Here is a 15,475-nt window from a genome sequence, read left to right on the forward strand (position 1 = left end):
GGGCTCCCGCGCGTCAGCGGGACGACAGGGAGCGTCTCGTAGGATGGACGGGCGCACCGCGACGGTCGCGCCGCACGAGTTCCTCACCGAACCGCAGGGAGTGATCCGCATCGACGCCGTCCGACCGTTCCCGCCCGTGATCGTGATGGGGGTCTCCGGATCCGGGAAGTCGACCGTCGGCGAGCTCCTCGCCCAGGACGCGGGCGTGCCCTTCGTCGACGGCGACGACCTGCACCCCGAGGCCAACCGCCGCACGATGGCCGAGGGCCGCGCCCTGGACGACGAGGACCGCCGCCCCTGGCTCGAGGAGGTCGGACGCGCGCTCGCCGGCCGTGCCGAGGGCGGGCCCGTGGTCGCGTGCAGCGCGCTGAAGCGCTCCTACCGCGACGTCCTCCGCGCCGCCGCGCCCGACGCCGTCGTCGTCCACCTCGCCGGCGACCACGAGCTGCTGGCCGAGCGGCTCCGTGCCCGCGAGGGCCACTTCATGCCGTCGAGCCTCCTCGCGTCGCAGCTGCGCACGCTCGAGCCGCTCGGCGACGACGAGCCGGGGATCACGCTGGACACCGCCGACGACCCCGTGGCGCTCGCCGACGCGGCCGTCCGCGAGCTGCTGCCGGGCGGCCGTACGGCGTCGCCCGGGCGGGTCGACGACGCGCCGGCCACGTCCACCGAGCCCGCCGCGGCGGTCCCCGAGGCGTCCGTCCCCGCGCTCGTGCGCGCCGCGCGCTCGGACGCCGGCGTCGACGCATCCGCCGACAGCGCCGCGGTCCGCGCCGCCGATCCCGCCCCGGCTGCCGACGGCGCCCCCGCGGCCGCCGTGCACGAGCCGATCCGCGTCGCGATCGTCGGCTGCGGCGTCATCGGCACGCACCACGCGCGCGTCCTCGCCGAGCACCCCGAGTTCCGCGTCGCCGCGCTCGTCGACGTCACCGCGGCCACGGCCGAGGAGCTGGCCGACGTCGTCGTCGACGAGCTGCGCGCCGCCCGCCCGCGCGTGTTCGCCCGGCTCGGCGACCTGATCCGCGAGGACGCCGCCGAGCTCGTCGTGATCTGCACCCCGAGCGGCCTCCACATCGGCCTCGCCGAGGAGGCGCTCGCGGCGGGCCTGCACGTCGTCATCGAGAAGCCCCTCGACGTCGACCTCGCGCGGGGCCGCCGCATCGCGGAGCTCGCGCGCGAGGCCGCCGGGCGGGGGATCCTCTCCACCGTCATCAGCCAGCACCGCTTCAACCCGTCGAGCGTCGTCGTGGACCGCGCCGTGCGCTCGGGCCGCCTCGGCCGCCTCACGTCCGCCGTCGCGACCGCGCCCTGGTGGCGCAGCCAGGGCTTCTACGACTCCGGCCACTGGCGCGGCACCTGGGACCTCGACGGCGGCGGGGCGCTCATGAACCAGGGCGTCCACACGCTCGACCTCCTCGTCTCCTACCTCGGCCGCCCGGTCGAGGTGTACGCGCAGACGGCGCTGCTCGCCCACGACGGCATCGAGGTCGAGGACGTCGCGGTCGCCGTGATCCGCTTCGCGTCCGGCGCCCTCGCCACCATGCAGGCGACCACCGCCGGGTACCCGGGCCTCGACACCCGCGTGCAGGTGCAGGGGACGCGCGGATCCGCCGTCATCGAGGCCGGGTCGCTCACCTACTTCCACGCAGCGCCCGAGTCCGGCGTGCCCGCGCAGGCCGACGTGCGGAACGACGCGGAGCTCGAGCTGCACGCCGCCGAGCTGCCGCGCTCGCCGCGCCTCGACAACACCTACCTCGAGGGCCACTACCGCCAGTACGACGACATCGCCGACGCGCTCCGCACCGGTCGCCCGGCCGGCGTCACGGTGGATGACGCGTTCCTCTCGCTCGCCACCGTCGTCAGCGTCTACGTGTCGGCCACGCTCGGCGCGCCCGTCGCGTTCGAGGACGTGGTCGACGGCGTGCACGACGGGCTGCGGCTCCGCGTGGGGCAGTCCACGCCGCCCGCGCCGGGAGCCCCGGCGCCCGCTCCCGCGGGGACGTCGACCGGGGACCCGTCCGTCCGGTAGCATCGGGGGTTGAACTTCGGCGAGGGATCGCAGGGGCCGTGCGCGAGCACGGCGGCGGTCCGTTATCGACGCGGTGGACGGGGCTCGCACCTCATTCCTCACGCGCAAGCGTTCGAGCAGACGACACACACACGACGCGAGCCCTCACGGGCCGCACTAGGAGCGACACCATGGTTGACAACAACCTCACCGCGGAGCTGCGCACGCAGTTCGGCAAGGGCGCGGCCCGCAAGATCCGCGCGGTCGGCAAGATCCCCGCGGTCATCTACGGCCACGGCACCGACCCCCAGCACGTCACGCTGCCCGGCCACGAGCTCATGCTCATCATCCGCAAGGCGAACCAGATCATCACGCTCGACATCGCCGGCACGCCGCAGCTCGCGCTGGTGAAGGACGTCCAGAAGGACCCCGTCCGCCAGATCATCGAGCACGTCGACCTCATCGTCGTCCGCCAGGGTGAGCGCGTCGAGGTCGAGGTCCCGATCCACGTCGAGGGCGAGTCCTACCCCGGCACGATCCACAGCCTCGAGAACACGTCCATCACGGTCGACGTCGAGGCCACGCACATCCCGGAGAACTTCGTCGTCTCCATCGAGGGCTTCGAGGAGGGCGCGCAGGTCACGGCCGGCCAGGTCACCCTCCCCGCCGGCGCCACGCTGGTCACCGACCCCGACACCCTCGTGCTCGCGGTCTCCGTGCCCCAGCTCGACCTCACCACCGACGCGGTGGACGAGGACGTCGTGGCCGAGGGCGACGCGGACGTCGCGGTCACCGACGACGGCGCCACCGGCGACCAGTCGGACGACTCCGACAAGTAGCACCCGCGCGGCCCCCGCGGCCGCGTCGCACGACAGCACGCAGCACGACGCAGCCCGTCGGCCGCCGACCGGGGACCCGGCGGCGGCCGGCGGGCTCCGCGCATCCGGGAGCGGATGCGCACGAGGACGAGGAGAGCGCACGTGGACGACCGGACCCTGCTCGTGGTCGGCCTCGGCAACCCCGGCCCGCAGTACGCGGGCACGCGACACAACGTCGGCCAGATGGCGCTCGACGTCCTCGCCGACCGGATGCGCGTCGCCTTCCGCTCGCACCGCGCCAACGCGCAGGTCGCGGAGGGGCGCGCGGTGCCCGGCGGGCCGAAGCTCATCCTCGCGAAGCCGAGCTCGTTCATGAACCTGTCCGGCGGCCCGGTCGCCAACCTCCTCAAGTACTTCTCGCTCGACGAGACGCAGCTCGTGGTCGCGCACGACGAGCTCGACATCCCCTTCGACGCGATGAAGCTCAAGCAGGGCGGCGGGCACGGGGGCCACAACGGCATCCGCGACATCATCTCCTCGGTCGGGACGGGCGACTTCACGCGCGTGCGGATCGGCATCGGCCGGCCGCCCGGGCGCCAGGACGCCGCCGACTTCGTGCTGAAGCCCTTCGCCTCCACGGAGCGGCAGGTGCTGCCGAACGTGCTCGAGGACGCGGCCGACGCGGTGGAGATGATCGCCTCCGACGGCCTCATCGCGGCGCAGCTGCGCTTCCACACCGCCGCATCCTGATCCGTCCGCGGGATCCGCGCGTCCGCCCACGGCGGACGACGGCGGCCCTGTCGGTGGCGGCGCGTACGATCATCTGGTGATCCTCCAGGGCTTGATCCCGGCGCTCTCGCGCGCCTCCACGTTCGACGACGCCCTCGCATCGGCCTCCCGCGACGCCGACTTCTCCCTCACCGAGGGGCTCCAGGGGCCGCTGCTCGCGGGGCTCCTCCGCCAGCGCATCCAGCGCGGCATCCCGGGGTGCCTGCTCGTCGTCACCGCCACCGGCCGCGAGTCCGAGGGCATGCGCCGCAGCCTCGACGCGGTGCTGCCCGACGCCGAGATCCTCGAGTTCCCGGCGTGGGAGACGCTGCCGCATGAGCGGCTGAGCCCGAGCGCGGAGATCGTCGGCAAGCGGATCCACGCCCTCCGCCGCATGGAGGCGTGGCACGCCGCGCTCGGCCAGGGCGCCCGCGAGGTGCCGGCCGCCGCGGTCCGCCCGCTCGTCATCGTCGCCTCCGTGCGCGCAGCGCTGCAGCCCGTCGCCGACAACCTCACCGAGCTCGCGCCCGTGCAGCTCGTCACCGGCAGCCGCGGCCACGACCTCTCCGAGCTCGCCGTGCGGCTCGTCGACCTCGCCTACTCGCGGGTCGACATGGTCACGCGCCGCGGCGAGTTCGCGGTGCGCGGCGGCATCCTCGACGTCTTCCCGCCCGTGTCCGACCACCCCGTCCGCGTCGAGTTCTTCGGCGACGAGGTCGACCAGATGCGGCCGTTCGCGGTCGCCGACCAGCGCTCCCTCGAGGAGACGGTCGAGTCCGTGGAGCTGCCGCCGAGCCGGGAGCTGCTGCTGAGCGCGCCCGTGCGGCAGCGCGCCCGCGAGATGCAGCACGAGTTCCCGAACCTGCAGCAGATGCTGGCGAAGATCGCCGAGGGCATCCCGGTGGAGGGCATGGAGTCGCTCGCGCCGGCGCTCGTCGACCGGCTCGTCCCGGTCACGCACTACCTGCCGGTCGACGCCGCCATCGCGGTCGTGTCGCCGGAGCGCGTGTCCACCCGCGCGCAGAGCCTCGCCGACACCAACCGCGAGTTCCTCGACGCCGCGTGGAACGCCGCCACCGCGGGCGCGCAGGCGCCCATCGACCTCGCCTCCGGCGACTTCCTCTCCCTCGGCCGCCTGCGCGACGCCCGCGGCCCGCGCCGCTGGTGGACCCTGTCGGGCTTCCAGGCCACGGACGTGCTGCCGGAGGACCTGGGCATCGACGAGGTCATGACCGTGCGCATCCAGGCCGACCCCGTGCCGAGCTTCGCGGGCAACGCCGACGGGGCCATCGAGCACGTGCGCGAGCGCCTCGCGGCCGGCTGGAGCGTGGGCATCGTGGCCCAGGGATCCGGCCTCGTCGAGCGCGCCGACACCGTCCTGCGCGAGGCCGGCGTCCCCGCGCGCGTCGTCGAGGAGTTCCCCGCGGAGCCCGAGGCGGGCATCGCGTACCTCCTCCGCTCCGCCATCGACGCCGGCTTCGAGATGCCCGAGGTCAAGCTCGCGCTCCTCACCGAGAGCGAGTTCTACGGGCGCGCCGCCGGGTACGACAGCCGCCAGGTCAAGAAGCTCGCCACGCGGCGCAAGAACGTCGTCGACCCGCTGCAGCTGAAGCCCGGGGACCACGTCGTCCACACCACGCACGGTATCGGAAGGTTCGTCGAGCTCACGCAGCGCGAGGTGTCCTCCGGCGGCCGCAACGCGGTGAAGACGCGGCGCGAGTACCTCGTCATCGAGTACGCGCCCTCGAAGCGCGGCTACCCGGGCGACAAGCTCTTCGTGCCCACCGACCAGCTCGACCTCCTCAGCCGCTACGTCGGCGGCGAGGAGCCCGCCCTCAGCAAGATGGGCGGCAGCGACTGGGCCGCCGCGAAGGGCAAGGCGCGCCGGGCCGTCCGCGACATCGCGGTCGAGCTCGTCAAGCTGTACTCCGCGCGCATGGCGTCGCGCGGGCACGCCTTCCCGCCGGACACCCCGTGGCAGCGCGAGCTCGAGGAGGCGTTCCCCTTCATGGAGACGCCCGACCAGCTCACCGTCATCGACGAGGTCAAGCGCGACATGGAGAGCCCCATCCCCATGGACCGCCTGGTCTCGGGCGACGTCGGGTTCGGCAAGACGGAGATCGCCGTCCGCGCCGCGTTCAAGGCGGTGCAGGACGGCAAGCAGGTCGTGATGCTCGTGCCCACGACGCTCCTCGTGAAGCAGCACTTCGAGACGTTCTCCGAGCGCTTCGCCGGGTTCCCCGTGCACCTGCGCCAGCTCAGCCGCTTCCAGTCGGAGAAGGAGTCGCGCGAGACCGTCAAGGGGCTGGAGGACGGATCCGTCGACGTCGTCATCGGCACGCACCGCCTCCTCACGGGCAGCATCGCGTTCAAGGACGTGGGGCTCGTCATCATCGACGAGGAGCAGCGGTTCGGCGTGGAGCACAAGGACGCGCTGAAGAAGCTCAAGGCCAACGTCGACATCCTCGCGATGTCGGCCACGCCGATCCCGCGCACGCTGGAGATGGCGGTCACGGGCATCCGCGAGATGTCGACGCTCGCGACCCCGCCGGAGGACCGGCACCCGATCCTCACCTTCGTGGGCCCCAACAGCGAGAAGCAGATCGCGGCGGCCATCCGGCGCGAGCTGCTGCGCGAGGGGCAGGTCTTCTTCGTGCACAACCGCGTCTCGAGCATCAACCGCGTGGCCTCCGAGCTGGCGGAGCTCGTGCCCGAGGCGCGCGTCGCCGTCGCCCACGGCAAGATGAGCGAGTCGATGCTGGAGCAGGTCATCGTCGACTTCTGGGAGCGGAAGTTCGACGTGCTCGTGTCGACCACCATCATCGAGACCGGCCTCGACATCGCCAACGCCAATACGCTCATCATCGACCGGGCCGACAAGTACGGCCTCAGCCAGCTGCACCAGCTGCGCGGCCGCGTGGGCCGGGGCCGGGAGCGCGCGTACGCGTACTTCCTCTACGACGCCGACAAGCCGCTGTCCGAGACGGCGCACGACCGGCTGTCGACCATCGCGGCCAACAACGAGCTGGGCTCGGGCATGCAGGTCGCGCTCAAGGACCTCGAGATCCGCGGCGCGGGCAACCTGCTGGGCGGCGAGCAGTCGGGCCACATCCAGGGCGTGGGCTTCGACCTCTACCTGCGGATGATCGGCGAGGCCGTCTCCACCTTCCGCGGCGACGTCGCCGAGGGCCAGACCGAGCTGCGGCTCGAGCTGCCGGTCGACGCGCACATCCCCGAGGAGTACGTCGACAGCGAGCGGCTGCGCCTCGAGGCGTACCAGAAGCTGTCCACGGCGGCCTCGCCCACGGCGACCGACGACCAGATCGACCGGGTCATCGAGGAGCTGTCGGACCGCTACGGCGAGCCGCCCGTGGAGGTCGACAACCTCGTGCGGGTGTCGCGCCTGCGCCGCGTCGCGCAGCGGGCCGGGCTCAGCGAGGTCGTCGCCATGGGGCCGAACCTGCGCATCGCGCCGGCCGACCTCGCCGACAGCAAGCAGGTGCGCCTGCAGCGCATGTACCCCGGCAGCCGCCTGTTCGCGCAGACCAACGCCGTGACCGTGCCGCTCCCCAAGCGCGACGGCGAGCCGCTGCCCGACGCCGAGCTCGTCGACTGGGTGCGGCAGCTGCTCGACGCCGTGTTCACGGTCGAGCCGGCGCCCGCCGCCAAGGAGTCCGCGCCGAAGGCGTGAGCAGCGGCCGTCCGGTCGGCGCCTAGGCGCGAGCCGGACCGCCGTCGACGTGCGCCGGGAAGTCGTCGCGCGTGGCGTCGTCGTCCCCGTCCGCGGAGGCGCCGTCGCGGCGGGCGCGGCGGCTGCGGATCGACAGCGTGACGGCGGCCGCGACGATCGAGACGCCCGAGCCGAGCAGCACCGCGAGGGTGCCCTCGTCGCGCACCTCGTCGAGGCCCGCGAACGCGAGCTCGCTCATGAGCAGCGACACGGTGAAGCCGATGCCGCCGAGGAGCGACACCGTCACGAGGTCGGGTACGGCGAGGCCGCCGGCGGATCCCCGACGGCGGGCGACCCAGGCGCCGAGCAGCCCGCCCGCGGTGATGCCGACGAGCTTCCCGAGCGGCAGCGCGAGCGCGATGCCCCAGAATGCGGGCGCGAGCTCCGCGAGGCCGACCGCGGGGATCGCGACGAGCGCGGCGGAGAACGCGAACAGCGGGAGCACGATCCCGTTCGAGAGGGGCTCGAGCGCGTGCGCCGCGCGGAGGCCCGAGAGGCGGGGGAGCGCGAAGCCGAGCGCGACGCCGGCGATGGTCGCGTGGATCCCCGAGGAGAGCGTCGCCCACCAGGTCACCAGGGCGATGAGGACGAGCAGGGCGACGACCGCGACGCGCACCGCGCCCGTCCGCCCGACGCCGAGGCGGCCCACGACGGCGAACAGCACGACACCGACGACGGCGACGACGAGCGGCACGATCGCGAGGTCCTCGGTGAAGAAGACCGCGATGATCCCGATGGCGATGAGGTCGTCGAGCACCGCGAGCGCCAGGAGGAACACGCGCACGGCCGCGGGGAGGCCCCGGCCGAACACCGCGAGCACCCCGAGCGCGAAGGCGATGTCGGTGGCCGTCGGCACGGGCCAGCCGCGCTCGAAGCCGCTGCCGGCGGTGATCGCGAGGTAGACGCCCGCGGGCACGATCACGCCGCCGACCGCCGCGATCGCGGGGACGAGCGCCGCCGAGACGCTGTTCAGCCCGCCGGCGAGGAACTCGTGCTTCAGCTCCACGGCGACGATGAAGAAGAAGACGACGAGCAGGCCGTCGCTCACCCAGTGGCGGAGCGACAGGTCCACGCCGATCGCGGGGAGCGCGAGGTGGCCGTCGGCCCAGGCGATGAGGCCGGGTCCCGCGGGCGTGTTCGCGACGACGAGGCCGACGAGGGCGGCGAGGAGGAGGAGTCCGGCGGCGATGCGCTCGGAGCGGATGAGGGCGGTCATGTGCGCCTTCCGGGGTCGGGGGAGGGGGAGACGGTCACCCGCCGCCGACCAGACTTCCCGGCACACCGCTGCCGATCCTACCGGGGCCCGGTGGGAGGATGACGGCATGAGCGAGCCCGCGGCGCCGTCCGCATCCGCATCCGGATCTCACGCCGCCGACGACACCGCAGCAGCTGACGACGCCGCGGCCGTCGCGGAGCTGGCGGCGTCGATGGGCGTCCTCCGCGCCCCCGACGGCTGCGTCTGGAACCGGGGCATGACGCACCGCTCGCTCGTCCCGTACCTCCTCGAGGAGAGCCACGAGCTCGTCGAGGCCATCGAGACGGACGACGTGCCGGGCATGCGCGAGGAGCTCGCGGACGTGCTCCTGCAGGTCGTCTTCCACGCCGACATCGCGCGCACGGAGGGCGAGGGCTTCGGCCTCGCCGACGTCGCGCGCACCGCGACGGAGAAGATGGTGCGCCGCCACCCGCACGTGTTCGGCGACGAGCGCGCGGACACCGTCGAGGACGTGCTGCGCGTCTGGGGCGCGGCGAAGGACCGCGAGAAGGCCGCGCGCACGAGCGTCCTCGACGGGATCCCGACGGGCCTGCCGTCGCTCGCCCTCGCCGACAAGCTGCTGGGGCGGGCCGAGCGCATCGGCCTGCTCGACGGCGACGCCCCGCCCGCGATCCCGGTGGAGGACGAGGACGACCTCGGCCGCCTGCTGCTCGCGGTCGTCGTCTCCGCGCGATCCCGGGGCCTCGACGCCGAGCGCGCGCTGCGCACGACGCTCCGGTCGCTGTCGGAGGAGATCCGCGCGTCGGAGCCCGTGCGCGACGGGGCGGGCGGCGCGGTGGAGCCCGCGGCGGACGACGCCGGAGCGGCCGGCGGATCGCCCAGCGCGGGCCGGAGCGCCTGAGGCGTCGTCCGGCCCGCGGGGGCGTCACCCGGGATTTACCCGATCCCGGGCCGCCTCGTCCGACGCCTCCACCCGAAGGAGACGGCGGACAGACTCGGGCACCCACACCGTACGGGGCTTCGCCCCCTGTCCATCACGCTTGTTATGGTGAGGCCGTGGCAGCTCCCGATCCGCACCGTCGCGACGATCTGCTGGCCCACATCCTCGACCACCTCCGCACGCACCCGCTCCAGTCGGTGACCTTCCGCGGCCTCGCCGACGCGCTGGGGGAGAGCACCTTCGTGCTCGTTTACCACTTCGGGTCCAAGGAGAGGCTGCTCGAGGCCGCCATGGACGCCATCGACCAGCGCCAGGCGGAGATGGTCGAGGGCGACCCCCGCGCGATCCGGTCCGACCAGCTGCGCGAGTGGGCGACCCGGGCCTGGAGCTGGCGCCTCACCGACGTGAACCGCGACTTCCAGCGCCTCGAGTTCGAGGCCGCGCTCCTCCGCAGCCGCGACGGCGTCGTGCGTCCGCACGCCATCGCGAGCGTCACCGCGTGGCGGCGCTTCGGGCTCGAGTGGATGCTCGCGCACGGCGTGCCCGAGGACGTCGCGGTCGACACGGCCGACCTCCTCCAGGCCGGGTCCTACGGCCTCCAGTTCGACTTCGTGATCTCGGGCGACCGCGACCGGGCGATGCGCGGCTTCGAGGCGCTCATCGACGCCTTCACTCCGCGCATCGAGCCGTGGCTCGACCTCGCGGCGGCGGAGGCGGCGGCCGCGGCGGCCGCTGCGGCCTCCGGGGCGCCCGAGGGGCCGCCCGCCGCCTGACAGAATCGGGGGATGCCCCAGCAGATCACGCCGCCCCGCGGCATGCGCGACTTCCTGCCCGCCGAGAAGGCCCGCCGCGAGCAGGCGCTCGCGATCATCCGCCGCACCTACCGCGCGCACGGCTTCGACGAGATCGAGACGCCCGTGGTCGAGGAGTCCGGCAGGCTGCACGCGGGCCTCGGCGGCGACAACGAGAAGCTCGGCTACTCCGTGCTGAAGCGCGGCCTGTCGGGCGACGACCTGCACGCGGCCGCCGACTCCGGGGACGTCCTCGCGCTCTCCGACCTCGGCCTCCGCTTCGACCTCACGGTGCCGCTAGCGCGCTTCTACGCCTCGCACCGCGCCGAGCTGCCGGGCGTCTTCCGCTCCATCCAGGCCGCCCCGGTCTGGCGTGCCGAGCGCCCGCAGAAGGGCCGGTACCGCCAGTTCATGCAGTGCGACATCGACGTCATCGGCGAGGCCGGCCAGCTGGCCGAGGTCGAGCTGATCTCCGCCACGGCCGCCACGCTCGCGGCCCTTGGCCTCACGGGCTGCACGATCCGCGTCAACGACCGCCGCCTCCTCGCCGGGATCCTCGACTTCTGCGGCTTCGCGCCCGACCGGCAGGCGCAGGCGCTCATCAGCATCGACAAGCTCGACAAGATCGGCGCCGCGGGCGTCGTGGCCGAGCTCGCGGAGGACGGGGCGGACGCCGCGGCGGTGCTCGGCGGGATCCTCGAGCGCATCGAGCCGGCGCTCGCCGACGGCGGCGTGCCGATGAACATCGAGGCGATCACCGGCATCCTCCCCGCGGGCGTCGACCCCGACGCGGTCGCCGACCTCGAGACCCTGGCTGGCGCCCTCGTCGGCCTGCCCGACGGCGTCACGCTGCGCTTCGACCCGACCCTCGTCCGCGGCATGGGCTACTACACCGGCACGATCTTCGAGATCGCGCACCCCGCGTCCGGCAGCTCGGTGGGCGGCGGCGGCCGCTACGACGGCATGATCGGCCGCTTCCTCGGCCAGGACGTGCCGGCCGCCGGCTTCTCCATCGGCTTCGAGCGGATCGTCGACCTGGCCGTCCTCCCGGCCGCGGAGGACGCCGACGCGATCGCGCTCGTGCACGACCGGCGCACCCCGGTCGCCGTGCTCGCGCGCCTCAAGGCCGAGCTCGTCGCGTCCGGTCGCCGGGTGCGGCTGGAGCCGCGCCCCAAGAACGTCGCGCCGCTGCTCGAGTCGCTCAAGCAGCAGGGCTTCCGCACGTTCGCGGCGGTCGACGCCGACACGGCCGACGCCGCGTCGCTGCAGGAGCGCCCGCTCGACGGCGGCCCGCGCGGCTGATCCGTCACCTGCGCGACACCTGCGCGGGCAGATCGCCGCCCGCGGCCCGGAAGGGGCCCGCGGCTAGGATGGACGCGACTTCCCACCCCCCACCGCAACGCAAGGAGACCATTCCGTGGCAGCCATCGAAGCAGTCAACGCACGCGAGATCCTCGACTCCCGGGGCAACCCGACCGTCGAGGTCGAGGTGCTCCTCGAGGACGGCACGTTCACGCGCGCCGCCGTCCCGTCCGGCGCGTCCACCGGTGCCTTCGAGGCGTACGAGCTGCGCGACGGCGACGCGGGCCGCTACCTGGGCAAGGGCGTCCAGAAGGCCGTCGCCGCCGTCGTCGACGAGATCGGCCCGGCCATCCAGGACCTCGACGCCGCGGACCAGCGCATCGTCGACGCGACGATGATCGAGCTGGACGGCACCGAGAACAAGTCCCGCCTCGGCGCCAACGCGCTCCTCGGCGTCTCCCTCGCCGTCGCGAAGGCCGCGGCCGACTCGGCCGAGCTGCCCCTGTACCGCTACCTCGGCGGCCCGAACGCCCACACGCTGCCCGTGCCGATGCTCAACGTCATCAACGGCGGCTCGCACGCCGACACCAACGTCGACATCCAGGAGTTCATGCTCCTCCCCGTCGGCGCCAGCACCTTCTCCGAGGGCCTGCGCTGGGGCGTCGAGACGTACCACGCGCTCAAGAGCCTCCTCAAGGGCAAGGGCCTGTCCACCGGCCTCGGCGACGAGGGCGGCTTCGCCCCGAACCTCGACAGCAACCGCGCCGCGCTCGACCTGCTCATGGAGGCCATCGAGTCCGCCGGCTTTACGCCCGGCAAGCAGATCGCGCTCGGCCTCGACGTCGCCTCGAGCGAGTTCTACTCCGACGGCGCGTACACGTTCGAGGGCCAGAAGGTGGACGCCGCGCACATGACGGCGTACTTCGCGGACCTCGTCGCGTCCTACCCCCTCATCACCATCGAGGACCCGCTGGATGAGGACGACTGGGCCGGCTACGACCACTTCACCGCCGAGCTCGGCTCGAAGGTGCAGATCGTCGGCGACGACCTCTTCGTCACGAACCCGAAGCGCCTCGCCGACGGCATCACGCGCGGCGTCGCCAACTCGATCCTCGTCAAGGTCAACCAGATCGGCACGCTCACCGAGACGCTCGACGCGGTCAGCCTCGCCCAGCGCAGCGGCTACACCACCGTGCTGTCGCACCGCTCGGGCGAGACCGAGGACACCACCATCGCGGATCTCGCGGTCGCGGTGGACGCGGGCCAGATCAAGACCGGCGCCCCCGCCCGCAGCGAGCGCGTCGCGAAGTACAACCAGCTCCTCCGCATCGAGCAGGACCTCGGCGCCGCCGCGGTCTACGCCGGCCGCAGCGCCTTCCCGCGCTTCCAGGCCTGATCCGGCCGGCCCGCCCCGCCCACCGGCGCGGGCGGGCCGCCGGCGCAACCGGATCGCACGGCGGGGCGACGGGCCACGGGGCCCGGCGTCCCGCCGCCTCCGTCCGGGACCACCGCACGACCGCACGGCACGACTCGAATCGAATCACGAAGGAGGACCGATGGCCCGCTTCCCCGGCCTCGACACCCTCCGCGCCCGCCGCGCGTCGCGTCCGCGCACCGAGCGCGTCCCCGTGGCGCTGCCCGAGGACGCCCCCGCCGGCAACTGGCTCCGCAGCATGCGGTTCTCCGGCTTCTCCGCGATGGTCCTCGTGCTCCTCGTCCTCACGGTCGTGGTGCTCGCGCCGGGCCTCCGCATCTACCTCGAGCAGCGGCAGCAGCTGAGCAGCCTGCAGAGCGCGGTGGACGCCCAGAAGGGCACCATCGCCGAGCTCCAGGATCAGCGCGCCCGCTACGACGACCCCGCGTTCCTCAAGGCGCAGGTGCGCGACCGCCTCTTCTACGTCATGCCCGGCGAGACGAGCTACCTCGTCCGCGGGCTGCCGGCCGCGTCCGGCGACGCCGCGACCACGGCCGACGGCGCGCCCATCAGCGACGACCTGCAGGAGACGCGGAAGGACTGGGTCCAGGCCCTCCTCGGCTCCGCGCTCACCAGCGCCCTCAGCGACACCCCGCCCGACCAGCTCCAGGGATCCGTCCAGGGAGGCGACCAGTGACCCGACCCCCCTTCGACCCGCCCTCCGAGCGTGACGTGCGCATCGTGTCCGAGCAGCTCGGCCGCCCCGCGCGCGACGTGGTCGGCATCGCCGCCCGCTGCGTCTGCGGCAACCCCACTGTTGTCAGCACGGCCCCGCGCCTCAGCGACGGCACGCCGTTCCCCACGCTCTACTACCTGTGCCACCCCGCGGCCACGGCCGCCATCTCGCACCTCGAGGCCGAGCACGTCATGGCCGAGCTGCAGGACGGCCTCGCCGAGGACGAGGAGCTGCGCGACGCGTACGCCGCGGCCCACGCGTCGTACCTCGCCGACCGCGAGTCGATCCTCGTGGTGCCGGAGCTCGCGGGCGTCTCCGCGGGCGGCATGCCCGTGCGCGTGAAGTGCCTGCACGCGCTGGCGGGCCACGCGCTCGCGGCCGGCCCCGGGGTCAACCCGATCGGCGACATCGCGCTCGCCCGGGCGTCCTGGTCGCCCGACGTGTGCGAGTGCGCCGAACCCGCCGCGGCATGACCCGCGGGCGCCCCGTCGACGCGACCGCCCCGCGCCACCGGATCGCGCGCGCGGCCGTGGTCGGGATCCTCGCGCTCGCCGTCGTGCTGCCCGCCGCGGCGCCCGCGCACGCGGATCCCGTGCGCGAGCGCCAGTACTGGCTCGCCGACTACGGCGTCGAGCAGGCATGGCAGACCACGCGCGGCGAGGGCGTGAAGGTCGCGGTGATCGACACGGGCGTCGACGCCTCCGTGGCCGACCTCCGCGGCGCCGTCGTGGGCGGCACGGACGTCTCGGGCATCGGATCCGCGGACGGCACCCGCCCCGTCGGCGCGTCCAGCGAGCACGGCACCATGGTCGCGTCGCTCCTCGCCGGTCGCGGCACGGGCACCGGATCCGGCGTCGTCGGCGTCGCACCCGGCGCGAGCCTGCTCGCGGTGTCCGTCGCGCTCGGCGGCCCGACCCCGGGCGCGCGCGACGAGGACGCGCAGATCGCCGACGCCGTGCGCTGGGCCGTCGACAACGGCGCCAGCGTCATCAACATGTCGCTCACCCGCAACTCGCTCGACTGGCCGGAGAGCTGGGACCGGGCGTTCCTCTACGCCTACGAGCACGACGTCGTGGTCGTCGCGGCCGCGGGCAACCGGGGGAGCGGCACGACCGAGGTGGGCGCGCCCGCCACGATCCCCGGCGTGCTCGCGGTCGCGGGCGTCGACCGCTCCGGCGCTGCGAGCTTCGACGCGTCGTCGCAGGGCATCACGATCGCGGTGGCCGCGCCCAGCGAGCAGCTCGTGGGCGTCGAGCCCGGCGGCGGGTACGTGCAGTGGAGCGGCACGAGCGGCGCCGCGCCCCTCGTCTCCGGCGTGGTCGCGCTCGTGCGCGCCGCGCATCCGGAGCTCTCAGCCGACGACGTCGTCGAGCGCGTCCTCGCCACCGCCCGCCAGAAGGGCCAGCCGGAGATCTACGGCCGCGGGCTCGTCGACGCGGCCGCCGCCGTGTCCGCGACGGTCGCGCCCGCGAGCGGCAAGCCCCTCGGCGACCTGGCGGAGTGGGTGCGCCTCTACCGCCGCGCGCCCGTCGTGACGCCGACGCCGACCGCGACCGCCACCCCGGACGCCAGCCCCGCGGTCCCCGCCGACGCCCCCACCGCCGACCCCGCGACCGACGCGCTGCCGACCGCGGGGACGCTCCGCCAGGTCGGGATCCCGGCCCTCGTGCTCTCCGTCTTCGCGGCGCTCGCCGCCGCCATGGGCGTCGTCGCGTTCCGGCATTTCAGACGGCTGCTCCGTTAGGGGTAGCC

12 protein-coding genes are annotated in these 15,475 nt (G+C 74.0%); 11 read left to right on the forward strand and 1 reads right to left on the reverse strand.

The window, feature by feature from the left end; all coding sequences use genetic code 11:
- The first annotated feature begins 43 nt into the window (after nt 1–43).
- The 4 genes from QFZ62_RS14140 to mfd all read left to right on the forward strand — a co-directional run bounded on the left by QFZ62_RS14140 (nt 44) and on the right by mfd (nt 7,285).
- On the forward strand, nt 44–2,029 hold the full coding sequence (locus tag QFZ62_RS14140) for a gluconokinase, GntK/IdnK-type (RefSeq protein ID WP_307506935.1): 1,986 nt from the start codon (nt 44–46) through the stop codon (nt 2,027–2,029).
- Nucleotides 2,030–2,199: 170 nt separating this feature from the next.
- Nucleotides 2,200–2,847, forward strand: a complete 648-nt coding sequence (locus QFZ62_RS14145) for a 50S ribosomal protein L25/general stress protein Ctc (RefSeq protein ID WP_307506938.1) — start codon at nt 2,200–2,202, stop codon at nt 2,845–2,847.
- Nucleotides 2,848–2,988: 141 nt separating this feature from the next.
- Entirely contained in the window at nt 2,989–3,576 is a 588-nt protein-coding gene (gene pth / locus QFZ62_RS14150) for an aminoacyl-tRNA hydrolase (protein ID WP_307506941.1), read from the forward strand.
- A 76-nt stretch (nt 3,577–3,652) separates the two neighbouring features.
- Nucleotides 3,653–7,285 (forward strand): transcription-repair coupling factor, encoded by a 3,633-nt coding sequence (mfd, locus tag QFZ62_RS14155; protein ID WP_307506944.1) that lies wholly within the window; start codon nt 3,653–3,655, stop codon nt 7,283–7,285.
- Between the two features lie 22 nt (nt 7,286–7,307).
- Here mfd and QFZ62_RS14160 read toward each other — a convergent pair whose 3' ends face one another.
- Complete coding sequence (locus tag QFZ62_RS14160; RefSeq protein ID WP_307506947.1) at nt 7,308–8,540, reverse strand: Na+/H+ antiporter NhaA; 1,233 nt, start codon at nt 8,538–8,540, stop codon at nt 7,308–7,310.
- A 106-nt stretch (nt 8,541–8,646) separates the two neighbouring features.
- Between QFZ62_RS14160 and QFZ62_RS14165 the strand changes: the two genes are divergently transcribed.
- The 7 genes from QFZ62_RS14165 (at nt 8,647) to QFZ62_RS14195 (ending at nt 15,467) form a co-directional block, all read left to right on the forward strand.
- Complete coding sequence (locus QFZ62_RS14165) at nt 8,647–9,441, forward strand: MazG family protein (protein ID WP_307506950.1); 795 nt, start codon at nt 8,647–8,649, stop codon at nt 9,439–9,441.
- Nucleotides 9,442–9,596: 155 nt separating this feature from the next.
- Nucleotides 9,597–10,253 (forward strand): TetR/AcrR family transcriptional regulator, encoded by a 657-nt coding sequence (locus QFZ62_RS14170; RefSeq protein ID WP_307506953.1) that lies wholly within the window; start codon nt 9,597–9,599, stop codon nt 10,251–10,253.
- Nucleotides 10,254–10,265: 12 nt separating this feature from the next.
- Complete coding sequence (gene hisS / locus QFZ62_RS14175; protein ID WP_307506957.1) at nt 10,266–11,573, forward strand: histidine--tRNA ligase; 1,308 nt, start codon at nt 10,266–10,268, stop codon at nt 11,571–11,573.
- A gap of 115 nt (nt 11,574–11,688) precedes the next feature.
- Nucleotides 11,689–12,969 carry a phosphopyruvate hydratase gene (gene eno, locus QFZ62_RS14180; protein WP_307506959.1) on the forward strand — a complete coding sequence of 427 codons (1,281 nt, stop codon included), beginning with the start codon at nt 11,689–11,691 and terminating at the stop codon, nt 12,967–12,969.
- Between the two features lie 160 nt (nt 12,970–13,129).
- Complete coding sequence (locus QFZ62_RS14185) at nt 13,130–13,684, forward strand: septum formation initiator family protein (RefSeq protein ID WP_307506961.1); 555 nt, start codon at nt 13,130–13,132, stop codon at nt 13,682–13,684.
- The gene (locus tag QFZ62_RS14190) at nt 13,681–14,196 is read left to right on the forward strand and encodes a DUF501 domain-containing protein (RefSeq protein ID WP_307506964.1); all 516 of its coding nucleotides are present in this window, start codon (nt 13,681–13,683) and stop codon (nt 14,194–14,196) included. Before QFZ62_RS14185 ends, QFZ62_RS14190 begins: the two co-directional genes overlap by 4 nt.
- Complete coding sequence (locus tag QFZ62_RS14195; RefSeq protein ID WP_307506966.1) at nt 14,193–15,467, forward strand: S8 family serine peptidase; 1,275 nt, start codon at nt 14,193–14,195, stop codon at nt 15,465–15,467. Before QFZ62_RS14190 ends, QFZ62_RS14195 begins: the two co-directional genes overlap by 4 nt.
- Nucleotides 15,468–15,475 lie beyond the last annotated feature (8 nt).

The sequence above is a fragment of the Clavibacter sp. B3I6 genome, from assembly GCF_030816895.1.
GTDB lineage: Bacteria > Actinomycetota > Actinomycetes > Actinomycetales > Microbacteriaceae > Clavibacter.

Bases quoted from the DNA above. Each gene is read 5' to 3' on its own strand.
- QFZ62_RS14195 (WP_307506966.1), top strand. From the start codon at position 14,193: ATGACCCGCGGGCGCCCCGTCGACGCGACCGCCCCGCGCCACCGGATC.
- QFZ62_RS14140 (WP_307506935.1), top strand. From the start codon at position 44: ATGGACGGGCGCACCGCGACGGTCGCGCCGCACGAGTTCCTCACCGAA.
- QFZ62_RS14160 (WP_307506947.1), bottom strand. From the start codon at position 8,540: ATGACCGCCCTCATCCGCTCCGAGCGCATCGCCGCCGGACTCCTCCTC.
- QFZ62_RS14145 (WP_307506938.1), top strand. From the start codon at position 2,200: ATGGTTGACAACAACCTCACCGCGGAGCTGCGCACGCAGTTCGGCAAG.
- QFZ62_RS14185 (WP_307506961.1), top strand. From the start codon at position 13,130: ATGGCCCGCTTCCCCGGCCTCGACACCCTCCGCGCCCGCCGCGCGTCG.
- QFZ62_RS14165 (WP_307506950.1), top strand. From the start codon at position 8,647: ATGAGCGAGCCCGCGGCGCCGTCCGCATCCGCATCCGGATCTCACGCC.
- hisS (WP_307506957.1), top strand. From the start codon at position 10,266: ATGCCCCAGCAGATCACGCCGCCCCGCGGCATGCGCGACTTCCTGCCC.